This is a genomic window from Alkaliphilus metalliredigens QYMF (genome assembly GCF_000016985.1).
In the GTDB taxonomy this organism is placed as follows: domain Bacteria; phylum Bacillota; class Clostridia; order Peptostreptococcales; family Natronincolaceae; genus Alkaliphilus_A; species Alkaliphilus_A metalliredigens.
This window is the reverse complement of sequence record NC_009633.1, coordinates 3,983,949-3,996,095: the sequence shown is the minus strand read 5'-3', so window position 1 is coordinate 3,996,095 and position 12,147 is coordinate 3,983,949. Positions and strand designations below refer to the sequence as shown.

The 12,147-nt window shown below is 36.8% G+C and carries 14 protein-coding genes and 2 pseudogenes; 10 read left to right on the top strand and 6 right to left on the bottom strand.

Annotated features, from left to right (window positions below; genetic code table 11):
• Positions 1–39 precede the first annotated feature (39 nt).
• From AMET_RS19085 to AMET_RS19055, 6 genes and pseudogenes are all read left to right on the top strand, one after another.
• Positions 40–228 (top strand): hypothetical protein, encoded by a 189-nt coding sequence (locus AMET_RS19085; RefSeq protein ID WP_157047304.1) that lies wholly within the window; start codon positions 40–42, stop codon positions 226–228.
• Positions 229–325: 97 nt separating this feature from the next.
• Positions 326–1,243, top strand: a complete 918-nt coding sequence (locus AMET_RS19080) for a DUF4846 domain-containing protein (RefSeq protein ID WP_012064942.1) — start codon at positions 326–328, stop codon at positions 1,241–1,243.
• A gap of 497 nt (positions 1,244–1,740) precedes the next feature.
• A pseudogene (locus AMET_RS19070) lies at positions 1,741–2,070 on the top strand (DUF4277 domain-containing protein); the annotation flags it as partial.
• Between the two features lie 556 nt (positions 2,071–2,626).
• Complete coding sequence (locus AMET_RS19065; protein ID WP_012064939.1) at positions 2,627–4,624, top strand: methyl-accepting chemotaxis protein; 1,998 nt, start codon at positions 2,627–2,629, stop codon at positions 4,622–4,624.
• Positions 4,625–4,787: 163 nt separating this feature from the next.
• A complete protein-coding gene (locus AMET_RS19060) occupies positions 4,788–5,294 on the top strand; it encodes an FAD-binding protein (RefSeq protein ID WP_157047303.1) in 507 nt (168 codons plus the stop codon).
• Between the two features lie 3 nt (positions 5,295–5,297).
• Positions 5,298–5,483 carry a hypothetical protein gene (locus AMET_RS19055; protein WP_041721088.1) on the top strand — a complete coding sequence of 62 codons (186 nt, stop codon included), beginning with the start codon at positions 5,298–5,300 and terminating at the stop codon, positions 5,481–5,483.
• Here the strand turns inward: AMET_RS19055 and AMET_RS19050 are convergent.
• The gene (locus AMET_RS19050) at positions 5,449–5,817 is read right to left on the bottom strand and encodes an ATP-binding cassette domain-containing protein (RefSeq protein WP_083761049.1); all 369 of its coding nucleotides are present in this window, start codon (positions 5,815–5,817) and stop codon (positions 5,449–5,451) included. The genes AMET_RS19055 and AMET_RS19050 overlap by 35 nt on opposite strands.
• A 371-nt stretch (positions 5,818–6,188) precedes the next feature.
• On the opposite strand from AMET_RS19050, the gene AMET_RS25955 reads away from it, so the two are divergent.
• Positions 6,189–6,359, top strand: a complete 171-nt coding sequence (locus AMET_RS25955; RefSeq protein WP_157047302.1) for a hypothetical protein — start codon at positions 6,189–6,191, stop codon at positions 6,357–6,359.
• A 21-nt stretch (positions 6,360–6,380) separates the two neighbouring features.
• Here AMET_RS25955 and AMET_RS19045 read toward each other — a convergent pair whose 3' ends face one another.
• Entirely contained in the window at positions 6,381–7,751 is a 1,371-nt protein-coding gene (locus AMET_RS19045) for an MATE family efflux transporter (RefSeq protein ID WP_012064938.1), read from the bottom strand.
• Positions 7,752–7,885: 134 nt separating this feature from the next.
• Positions 7,886–8,815 carry a LysR family transcriptional regulator gene (locus AMET_RS19040; protein ID WP_012064937.1) on the bottom strand — a complete coding sequence of 310 codons (930 nt, stop codon included), beginning with the start codon at positions 8,813–8,815 and terminating at the stop codon, positions 7,886–7,888.
• A gap of 50 nt (positions 8,816–8,865) precedes the next feature.
• Here AMET_RS19040 and AMET_RS24540 point away from each other — a divergent pair, with 50 nt between their 5' ends.
• Both AMET_RS24540 and AMET_RS26700 read left to right on the top strand, forming a co-directional pair.
• On the top strand, positions 8,866–9,393 hold the full coding sequence (locus AMET_RS24540) for a hypothetical protein (protein ID WP_157047301.1): 528 nt from the start codon (positions 8,866–8,868) through the stop codon (positions 9,391–9,393).
• Positions 9,394–9,398: 5 nt separating this feature from the next.
• Positions 9,399–10,121, top strand: coding sequence for a hypothetical protein (locus AMET_RS26700; protein ID WP_049765306.1), 723 nt, complete (start codon positions 9,399–9,401; stop codon positions 10,119–10,121).
• 404 nt (positions 10,122–10,525) lie between these two features.
• Here the strand turns inward: AMET_RS26700 and AMET_RS26695 are convergent, their stop codons facing one another.
• The 3 genes from AMET_RS26695 to AMET_RS19020 form a co-directional block, all read right to left on the bottom strand.
• Positions 10,526–10,699, bottom strand: coding sequence for a VOC family protein (locus AMET_RS26695; protein ID WP_242661330.1), 174 nt, complete (start codon positions 10,697–10,699; stop codon positions 10,526–10,528).
• 441 nt (positions 10,700–11,140) lie between these two features.
• On the bottom strand, positions 11,141–11,359 hold the full coding sequence (locus AMET_RS19025; protein WP_049765305.1) for a GyrI-like domain-containing protein: 219 nt from the start codon (positions 11,357–11,359) through the stop codon (positions 11,141–11,143).
• 5 nt (positions 11,360–11,364) lie between these two features.
• Positions 11,365–11,745, bottom strand: coding sequence for a C45 family peptidase (locus AMET_RS19020; RefSeq protein ID WP_157047300.1), 381 nt, complete (start codon positions 11,743–11,745; stop codon positions 11,365–11,367).
• Positions 11,746–11,924: 179 nt separating this feature from the next.
• Between AMET_RS19020 and AMET_RS19015 the strand changes: the two are divergent.
• Positions 11,925–12,125 (top strand): annotated as a pseudogene (locus AMET_RS19015) (ATP-binding cassette domain-containing protein); the annotation flags it as partial.
• Between the last annotated feature and the right edge of the window lie 22 nt (positions 12,126–12,147).

Genomic DNA, 12,147 nt, shown 5'->3' with positions numbered 1-12,147 from the left:
TATGGATACTGTTTGATGGGAAACCATATACATTTATTAATGAGAGAAGGAACAGAGTCATTGTCTTTAACAATGCAAAGATTATGCTCTAATTATGTATATATAATAGAAAGTATGACCAGTGTGGACATTTGTTTAGATTATGAAGATAGAAAAAGTCTTACGGATAAAGACATAATAAGAAATGATGAACCAAAGGATAGTTCAGTCAGAAAAGTAATCGATTAGATACTATTAGAAGTGGGGCAGAATATGGCCAGGTAGGCGGGCTATGTGAAGAACATCTATTAATAAAAAAAAACTCCCTAATATGAAGAGGTGGAATATGAAAAAAATATTGAATATTACTTTAAAGTGTTTGATGGTTTCAATACTGTCTACACAACTACTAGCCTGTACAAATATTCAGCTTAAAGGGGAAGTACCCAATACTGAAGATCAAGAAATAAAGGTAGATAAAATCCCGGAAACACAATTGCCGAAGCAATCCCTTGTGGTAGAGGGAGCAACCATTAAGACAAGGATATTGACACCCATAGATTTTAAACGGGTTACTGTGGCAGATGGCTCCTATGCTGAATATTTAAGAACTCTCCACTTAAAGCCCCATGGCTCTCCAGTACTTTATTATAATGGTGCTGAGAAAAATAAAAGTAATATCTACATGGCAGTAGTAGATATGGAAATAGGTGATCGGGATTTACAGCAGTGTGCGGATGCGATTATGCGTCTTAGAGGAGAGTATTTGTACGGAATGGGTGCCTATGAGAAGATACACTTTAATTTTACCAATGGATTTAGGGTAGATTATAGTAAATGGATGGAAGGCTATCGCATTGTTGTGGAAGGAAATCGAAGTTTTTGGGTGAAAAGAACAGAACCTTCTAATACATATCAAGATTTTAGGCGTTACATGGATATTATTTTTATCTATGCCGGCACCATTTCATTAGAGAATGAATTGATCTCAGTTGATTTAAATGAAATGGAGATCGGAGATGTATTCATCCAAGGCGGTAGTCCTGGTCACGCAGTAGTTGTTGTGGATATGGCAGTCAATGAACCTACAGGGGAAAAATTATTTTTATTAGCCCAAAGTTACATGCCAGCTCAAGAAACACAGATATTAGTAAATCCCATGGATAGGGACTTGAGTCCATGGTACTCTTTAAACTTTGAGGGAGAGATCATCCCTACTCCTGAATGGACATTTAAAAGAAGTGACTTAAAAAGGTTTCCTTAAAAATGACTTTTACTTAACCTACATGTTATAACCACAACCAAGGAAACGGTTCTTGCGGTTGATGAAGAATTTATAAAATAATAAGATAACTTAGGGTGATAAAAATTCCAAGAACAGGAAGGAAAAAAAGTGAATATAAGATATATGCCTATTGTTTGATGGGAAACCACATTCATATACTTATGAAAGAAGAAAAAGAAGATTTAGGCTTATTTGCTTGATGGGACAAAAATTGATTATAGAATTGAATAAATGAATTTGACAAGCCAGTTGGGGTGAAAGTTTACCTTGACCGGTTTTTTTCTGTTTCGTAAAAAATTATAAAACTTATATTCCGCTTAACTTAAATTAGAAAAAACGGAATTAAAATGTAATGAATTTCCAAAAAGGATTTTTCAATTTTGCGTCGAAATACCGTCATATGAATATATTTCAAGGAGGTTCTCATGATGGTTGATCCTAGTATCGTTGAAACATAAAACGTTGGTAAAGAAGGTTTTATTGTAACTCTATGTGAAGCACTTGGTGTGCCGGCATTGATTAATACTGCGCTTTCAAGCTCTACGGGTAGACCCGAGGAAATTCCATATGGTGTTCTTGCCATGATGATGATTGTAAACATGTGCGATGATCATCATCCTATCTATAGACTTAAAGAATACTATGAAGACAAGGACATTGAAGGACTTTTCCATCAGCCTATTTCATTAGAGCAAATCAACGATGATCGTTTGGGAGGCTTTCTTGACCTTTTTCACGCAGCAGGTAGTCGGAATATATTCTCTAAAATCCTAGCAAAGGCAATCACTCCGATAAAATCAAGTTAAAGGATTTAAAGAAAGTAAAGTATTATGACATCACCTTTGAAGTAAAAAGCCAAGAACGTCATAGACCTGGTAAACCATCACAAAAAGATGATGCTAAAAACATCCAGGGCTATCGATACTATTCAGAAATACAGCCAAAATCCAATGCTGATCGTATCCGCAGAGCGATGGAGGAAAATAAATCATAAATATTCATAAACTGATTATGAAAATTACTTTTCTAAAACAAAAAATGGATCATATAAGTAATCGTGTCCATTTTTATTGACGGTTTACGTGATTGTATTCTTCCAGATATTATTAAGTGACAGGAACAATATTATATTAGACTTAAAGTTGTTTATTAGTACTTTACAAATATATGGTAAGATTATATAATGAACATAAATCGACAAAAAAATACATATTACTCCATCATTTTACTATTATAAATAGAGCTGTGCTTCGTTTATTACATTACATAAGACTTTGGTAAACATATTGCCCTAATACCTATCGGTGTTTTGGGGTAAATGTTCCATATATAAAAAATCAGACATCACAGAGGAGTGAAACAATGAATATTATGAAGTTTTTTGGGACCATGAAGTTCAAAATTATGTTAAGTATGTTGTGCATCGCACTTATTCCACTTCTATGTTTAGCAGCTTTGCAATCAAGTCAGTTTAGTTCTTTTTTACAAAATAATATTGAACAGCAGCAGACGGCACTGGCCGAGCTGAATAGGAATTCACTGAGCGATTGGATTGATAGCAAGGCAGATCAACTTTCAAACAATCTCGATGCTTATCCTGAGTTTAAAGAAATGGATTTAGATTACATACAGTCTGTTTTGCATCATTTGGAAGTAAATGATTCGGATGTAGAACTTGCTAGCGTTGTGGACAAGGATGGAAATATCGGTGTCGCTAGTATTAATCTGAAGGAAAGGGATTATTTCAAGGCCGTCGCTGAAACTAAAGAATACGCAGTAAGTGATATTATTATAAATGCGGAAACGGGAAACAAGCAAATCGTTGTGGCTGTACCCGTACTTGATCAAGACAATAATTTTAATGGTTTAATTGCCAGCTATGTCAGACTGGATGCACTTTCTGATACTGTAGGAAAAATTGAAATTGCAGATACCGGCTTCGGCTTTTTATTATCGTCAAATGGCGATTTCATCTATCATCCCGACCAGGACATCATAGGTGAGAATTATAGCAATGTCGGTATGAATGAGGAAACATTGCAAGCTTTTGAGAAGGAAATATTATCCAACGATACGGGCTACGTGACTTACACAGATGGCCATGGGGATGAGAAGATTGCAGCATTTTCCACTGTCGCTAAATCTGGATGGAAAATCGTAGTAACGGCGCCTACCAGCGAAGTGTATTCAGAAATTCAAGTCATGGCTCGTTCATCAGCGTTGCTCATATTAGTAGCTGTTTTGCTCGTCATAGTCTCGGCATTTTTCTTAGCCAATCTGCTTGCTAAGCCGATTACAGAGGTATCTAAACACCTAAATATACTTGCTAATGCCGATTTTACTCAAGCAGTGCCTGAAAACCTTATCAAAAGGAAAGATGAGGTCGGTGACCTAGTACATGCCACAAAGAAAATGCAAGATTCATTAATTGATATAATTAAAAGTGTTTCTGATGCAACCGATCAATTGTCAAGCAATAGTGAATACTTGATTCAATCAGCAAGCGAGGTGACGGAAGGAAGCAAACAAATTGCCACAACAATGCAGGAGCTTTCTTTAGGAGCAGAATCACAAGCAACTAGCTCAGGAACAATATCTGAGCTAATGGAGGGCTTTGTTGAAAAGGTAACTGAGGCTAGTAATAGTACCCTACACATGCGTAATGAGTCACAAGGTATCATTGAGCAAACTGAAAAAGGGCAAGAATCAATGGAACAATCCATAATTCAAATGGAGATGGTCCATCAGATAGTACAAGATGGAGTTGAAAAAGTACGAAGTCTTGATCAACAGGCAAACCAAATTTCAAAGCTAGTAGAAGTGATTCAAGGGATTGCAGGGCAAACGAATTTACTTGCACTTAACGCAGCTATTGAGGCTGCACGAGCAGGTGAACATGGAAAAGGGTTTGCAGTAGTTGCAAATGAAGTTCGTAAGTTAGCTGAAGAGGTTACATCTTCGGTTGGTGATATTACAAAAATTGTCACTGGTATTCAGAAGGAATCAAATGATGTAATGAATTCACTTCAAAATGGTTATGAAGTGGTGGAAGAAGGCTCTAAACAAATAACTATCACTGGTGAAAGGTTTACAGGAATTAATCAATCTGTAAGTACTATGGTAACCATGTTCCAAAGTATATCGAGTCATTTAGCTGTAATTGCAAAGGATAGCGAAACAATGAGCCAATCGTTTGTAGAAATTACATCTGTTTCTGAAGAGTCAGCTGCTGGTATTGAACAAACAGCTGCTTCCTCGGAACAATTACTTGCTTCGATGGAAGAAGTTACACACAGTGCTGATCAATTAGCTCGACTTGCAGAAGACCTATTAACGAAGGTTAACCACTTCAAAATCTAATCATAATGATACAAGCCTTTATAATAGATACAACCCCGCACATTGTTTCCATAAACAAATGTGCGGGGTTGTTTTAAAAGTATTGCATTTATAGGTTACTATAATTAATGCTATCATTGCTAAAAATGGCATTGTTATAGCAACAGGTGGTTTTGGTGCAGTGATGACTTACCGCTTATGCGACGCGACTTACGCTCAACCGGGTGGTACTATGTGGATTATTGCTGATGCTACAAGATACAATCCCGATGAACAGCCAATAAAAAATAATGTGATAACCGGGAAGACATACCAAGCAGACACACTAGAGGAATTAGCGGTTCTTATAGATGTAGATGCTGGTAATTTGCAAAAGTCCCTTGATGCCTATAACGCTACTGTTGACGGTGGGACAGATGAGTTTGGATTAAAAACATACGATAAAAAAATGGGTAATGCGCCATATTATGCTGCTAAACGTGCCCCAACGGTGCATCATACAATGGGAGGGCTGAAAATCGATACGAATGCCCGTGTATTAGGAGCAGAAGATCAGCCTATTCTTGGTTTCTATGCTGCTGGAGAAGTAACCGGTCATATTCATGGTGCAAATCGGTTAGGTGGTAATGCATTTCTAGATATCAATGTTTTTGGAAAAATAGCTGGAGAAAGTGCTGCAAAAACAAAATAGTCATTGTTAAAGGTAGTTTTAAATCGGAGCTATGGTTTTTCTGTTAAAGAAACTGCAAATTTAATTAATGAAAATAACCACATGAAAATTGCTGCTCAGTATCAAAAACAAGAAGAAAGATTAAAGCAGGAAAATGAGATTGTGAATTCAATGATTACACAATCTCACTATGTATTACTTGTTGCGTGAAAAATGTCATCAGATTAATGGCCTTTGTTTCATCAAGCCAATATTCTTTATGTACCTTTCCATTTCTTAAATGTAGAATATAATCACATATTTTTAAGATGAGTTCTAAGTCATGGGTTATAATTACAATAGTTTTACCCATATTTTTAAGCTGTTTCAGGTTATTCGACACCTGTATCATATGTCGTAAATCTAATCCACTTGTGGGTTCGTCAAATATAATTATCTCTCTTTCTGATGCTATGGCACTGGCTATTGCAACACGTTGCTTTTGACCTCCTGATAGGGACATGGGGTGCATTTCCTGCCGAATATTTTGGGGGCCAACGCGCATTTAGCATGGATACTTCGTCATCCTTCAAATAATCAAAGATGTTATTGTCGGATAAATAAACTTTGTACAAAAACTGTCGAAAGGTTTCCTTATTGGCTTTTCCATCTTTAATTAGACTTTCAAAAGACGCTTTAACAATGTTTCTTTTGTATAACATAATTAGGTAGACAAATTCCTCTTTTGAAGGGAAAATTTAGGGATATCCACCATCTTATTTACAGCCGCAGCCATACGCAGCACGGGCAAAAGACGTGACTTATCTTTTAAGGTGAATACCAATATATATACTAAATTTGGAGGATAATCAGATGTATATTAAAAAAACGAAAGTAATTGGACTAAAGGAAATTTAAGCAGAAAGGATGGTCAAAGTGAAGGAGAAAAAAACAAATCCTGTATTACTCCTGCTTACATGGGCAGGTAAAGACAAATACTGGCTAATTTTATCGGTGTTACTATCATTTTTCAGTGGTCTTTTTATGATGATACCTTATTTTAGAATTTACCAATTAATGGATGGGATCTTTATGGGAACATACTAAATGCTCCTTAAAGTTTAGTGATCAAGTAGTTATGATAATATCATTTAGTAGTTTATGACTCAATTTTTCAAATCGAAAATATAGTAGAATTACTATAAGCATCCAACTGATGTCATATGCGGCATAGATCACTCTCATATCATGCCACAATGGCAACACTCCCGTACAAAAGGTCACCCGAAAGATGCAATAGAATAATAGCGAGGTTATCATAGGGTACGAAGTATCACCAAGTCCTCGAATAGCGCCGATGTAAACTTGATTTATTCCGTATAAAAAATAAAAAGGAAAAATATATAGGATGGCCTGTCTTCCGCTTTCTATTACTGCTTGATTACTTGTAAAAACTTTCAGCACAGGTTCCGAACAGAAGATTAACAAAATGCTCATACCAATTGAAAAAAGAACTGATGTTATCATTGCAAGAAACATTCCTCGATGTATTCTATCTTCTTTATGCGCCCCCATGTTCTGCCCCACAAATCCTGTGACAGCCATCCCAAAGGAAAAAAGTGGATAATACAAAAATCCTTCTATACGTGCATATAGGATCATTCCTGCCACAGCCACTGTGCCAAAGGAATTAATAGAAGTCTGAATGACTAAAGAAGAAATGCTCATAAATATAGCCTGCATACCGGATGGAAGTCCTTTGGATAATAACTCTTTATAAACATCTTGTTGTAACCTCATCAGTGATATGGATAGAGCATATCTTTTATCCAGTCTGAATAGTTTAGAAACAACCAGTAGGGCGGATAACCACTGTGACAAAACTGTTGCCAGTGCCGCACCTGTAATCCCCATATTCCAGCCTGCGACTAACCAGAAATTTAGTATTAGATTTGTCGTGGACGATAGAACAAGATACCACAAAGAAGAACGAGTATTGCCTAATGATCGAAGTATAGCTGCTCCGATATTGAATAAAAGCTGTGGTACCATTCCCCAAAAACAGATATGTAGAAATATTTGAGCTAAGGGATAGATTTCACCCGGTGTCTGTAGCCATGCCAAGAAATAATCTGTACCTACCAGTCCTGCTACGGTCATCACAATACCTGCTACTATACAAAGAAGTATAGAAGTAGATATATTATCTCTAAGCTTATCATACTCCTTTGCTCCAAATAGCTGTGAAGTCAATACACTGATTCCAGTAGAAATCCCAATGAAAAAATTTATAATTACGGATAAAAGCAAGCTTGAGATTCCTACAGCGGCTAATGCATTTACTCCTACATATTGACCTATAAGTGCTGCGTCTGCCACACTATAAAACTGCTGCAATATCTGAGAAGTAAGTATGGGCATTGTATAAATAAAGAGCATCTTGCCAATGGGGCCTTCCGTCATGGATAGTTCTGTTTGTCTAGAAATTTTACTCCCCATCTATATACCTCCAAAAATCCAACGGAACTTTTATAATATCTCAAAATCATTATATCATTCGTAAATTTTATCTGGTATATTAGGTTTTTTATATCCTATGATATAAAAAATCCTTATATCATGTTTTATATATGCTATGTCAGATTTACATTTTCCTCATTGAGAGCTTTCTCCACAAAAGAAAGGAGAGCTTTTCCCATAGGAGTTAGGGGCTCCATTCTGGCTTTCAGATATCCAAACATAACCTTTTCCTCAAATCCTGAGATAGTAATGCGCTGAAAATCATACTGTCGATATACGTCTCTAAGCCAGTAGCTACCAAGATTACATAAATTTGTATGTTTAAGCATTTGAATCATGACATGATTGCTGTTCGTCACCATGACACGCTCTAACATATTCCCATTAACTTGATTTGGCATCAAACTTTCCAACATATCATTTATGGTAAAATAATCCTCCTCCAATTGAGCGAAGGGAAGACTCAAGAGTTCTTGGGGGAGGATAGACGACCTGCCATATAGTGGATTCTCTTTTCCTACATATAGAACCATATCTGTCATCACTAAGGGAATGAATTCTAGATGCTTCCTCTCCAGAATTTGAGATAACGCCCTTCGTTTATTCTCGGCCACAAAAACAAATCCTAGTTCATATTTTCTGTCATGGAGCATCTCAATCATCTGTTCAGCACCGCACTCTGTATAGCGAAAATGGATTCCAGATGAGTTGTTTTTTTGGTAAAACTGTGAAAAGAGAACGGCCATATTGCTACTGGGATTAGTAGCAATGCTAAAGGTCATCTGATCGCTCATGCGTCCAGTCTCCGAAATTAAATTTACATTTTTGAGCACGTTCATAGCATAATCATAAATTCTTCTGCCACACTCTGTTAATTCAACACCTTTAGATTTTCGAATAAACAGCTTTGCCCCCACATCTTTTTCCAATGCACGGATTGCCATACTGACATTAGGTTGTGTCGTATACAATATCTCCGCTGCTCTGGTTAATGAATTTTGCTCTGCACATACCTGGAAATACTGCAGTTGTTTTAATTCCATAATATTCACCAGCCCTTGCGATATTTGTGATGCTCTGTTTTTATTATAGCATGGTGTATCTTTTAAACAAAAAATTCATTTGTTATGCCGAACATATTATCGAGATTGGTCCGAAAGCAGGAATAGAAGGTGGAACGGTGGTCTACCAGGGTGGTTATGGAGGATATGAGAAAGTAGATACTCTGCTTAGCAAGTATATTTTTGGAAAATGTACAATGTCAGAGAGGAAGGTCAGAAGGGATACGTTTGATAAGGAAGACTGTCTTACCCTGGAACATGGCAATACCCATTATTTAAAAGACTTAACAGTAGTATTTCCACTTCATGCCATGGTTGGTATTGCTGAATTATCCGAAAGTGGTAAGAGTTCTCTGATTGAGGAGACGCTTTTGAAACGTCTTGCCAGTGCCAGGAAATATGGTCATGCAACTGGGCTAACCGGTATAGATCAGATTAGTAGTTTTGTAAATATATCCCAAGAGCCCATTGGAAGAAGCACCAGTTCTACACCCGTCTCTTATATTGGTATCGGGGATAAAATCCGGGAACTTTTTGCAGAACAGCCGGAAGAAAAATAAGAAATATGAGTGCCGGACATTTTTCTTTTAATTCGAAAGGAGCATGTCTAGACTGTGGGGGGAGTGGTTATGAAAGGATCTTTCTGACCTCTGATTTTTCCGTAGATAAGCTCTGCCAAACGTGTCATGGCAAACGATTTAATGAAGAAAGTCTTTTGGTAGACTATAAAGGGAAAACAATTATCCATGTATTAGAGATGAGCATTGGCGAAGCTTTGTTCTTCTTTGTAGATCTAAATAGCATTGTGAAACCTCTGCGTATCTTAGAGGAGATGGGAATGGGGTACTTAACACTTGGTCAGCCATCTTCGTCTTTAAGTGGTGGGGAGGCACAGAGAGTGAAGCTTGCCAAAGAGCTGGGACGGCAGTTAAAGGGCAATATGCTCTATGTGTTAGATGAACCAACGACGGGACTTAGCCTGTATGATACGGCATTGCTATTAAAGCTATTAGATCAGCTGGTTGCCAGTGGCAATTCGGTGATTGTCATTGAACACAATGTGGTGTTACGCAATAAAGAAGAACATATTGCGTTTTTCCAAGATAATAATGTTAGCGGTTGGGTTGTCGACTCGCAAGGGATAAATACAGCAGGCTGGGGTCTTATTTTGACCCCTATGGATATGGCAAAAATAGGTCAATTGTACTTAAATGGCAGAATGTGGAATGAGAAACAAATTATACCGGAATGGTGGATAGATGAGAGTACAAAGGAACATAGTCGCTGAAGAAGGCTGTCGTATGGCTATCTGTGGTGGATTGTTGATGATAAAGAACATATCTATGCAGCTTTAGGAGATGGTGGAAATGTGATTTATGTCAATAGAAAAATCAAATGCTAGTTTCGATAGCTTCTCTTTCTATGCCACGAGCTAAGGATAGAATAAAACTGATTAGAGAGTATATTGAACCAATGTTTGAAAAATGTGTATAGTGAATTCGAATTTCAGGGAGATTATGAGCATACCGTGTTGTTTGTATACCTCTAGTAATTATCTATCAAAAGTTAAATGTAAATCACGTGAGTTTTTTAAATGAGTAGAAAAAAACAGATGGATAATGATTGCAAAAGCTGGTCTCCTATAATGGGAAACCAGCTTTTGCAATAAAGGCAAGTTTTCGATCTTGAATTTTAGAAATCAAAAAGACACCAACGGATGCCATATTTGTCAATTAAGTCTACCATGAGGGGACTATATTCACGTAGCGCAAGGGGGATGATGATTTTATCATCTGTTTTAAGTGCTTCATATGCTTTTCTTACCATACCCTCATTGCCTTCGCCATAATCCAAACAAAACTGCATGACATTGCCTGTAATGGTTTCACCCTCAATGGCATGTGCTGAATTGCGTTCTGCGACTGCTCATATCTCTCCCTGAATATCAAGTTCAGCATGAAAAAATGTGCCATCACTATTTGGGTAACTACTGAGAATGTCAGGATCAAAAGCTTTTTGATAAAGAGCGACGGCCTTATCACCAAAGGCGACTTGATTTTTAATTTTATTATACTATACAAAAATCCAAATATCACCACGCAAATATAAATTCTAAGGAGATACGATATGAAACAAATTAGACCACTGCCTTTGCCTTTATGCGAGTATGGACTGGACTATACTCGCATTATAATGTTAATAGCCGTTGCATCGTATTAAAGATGCAACGGCTTTATCATTGTGTGCCGTTTTTTATACAAGAACAGACAATACATCTCTGTTCGTTCAGGACTCATTTTATAGCCACTATTTAATCGGAAAATAAATATCAATCTGAGATTGAAGGTTATCTGCGCCTAGAAACCGTTCATTATAGCATTCAAAATCATCCTGTACTTCCAACTCTACATTGCTGACAAATAGCCATGTTCCCCAGATATATTGATAGGATTGAAGCAATGTATCTACCTTGCCGGTGTGGGTAAACCGTGCGTATTTTCCTCCAGTAAACTGTTTTTGACACATTTCTCCTACATTTCATCGGAGAACTCATAATTTCTCGCAAGGATAGTATGTCCCTCCTCAGTTTTGGCAGGTAATGCAGCCATCAAGCTGCATCCGCGCTCTAAATATGTCATGGCGTAAAACAATGCTTGACCGAGCTCAATGCCAACAGTATCAGCAAATCCCTGTATTTCCTCATTGGCACCTCTGCAATATTTATCCAGTAGATCTGTGATTTCCTGCAATTTTTTTTGAGGGTACGCATTTGCAGGAAGCAACATGGCTTTGAGCATTTCAGGCTGGGACAACGCCCATTTTCCAAGCGATACTCCAATCTGATAGCTGTCTCCTTCAAAATTTTTATAATAAGCAGTGGTTGTTTTCAAAATAATCACCTTACCTTTCATATTTATTTTACAAGAAAGGATAGAACAATATTTGATATTTTCTGCTCATTCATGTATTTGTATGAAACTATACAGCTTGAATATTCTATATTTATTATAAATCCTTACAGAATCCTTATAATTACCTTTTATAATTTAATTATGGATTAAATACAAGATGAAATTAGGAGGTAATTAAGATGTCAGATTATATTTTAGAGGTAAAGGGCTTAACCAAAAAGTTTAAGAATGAAATAGCTGTAAATAATGTTTCGTTATCTATTAGGAAGAATTCTGTCTATGGTTTACTCGGACCAAATGGTGCAGGAAAATCAACTATATTAAAAATGATTACAGGCATTATGAAACCATCCTCCGGAGAAATATTACTCGAAAATCATTTCAGGTAAAAAGAAAGTAAAA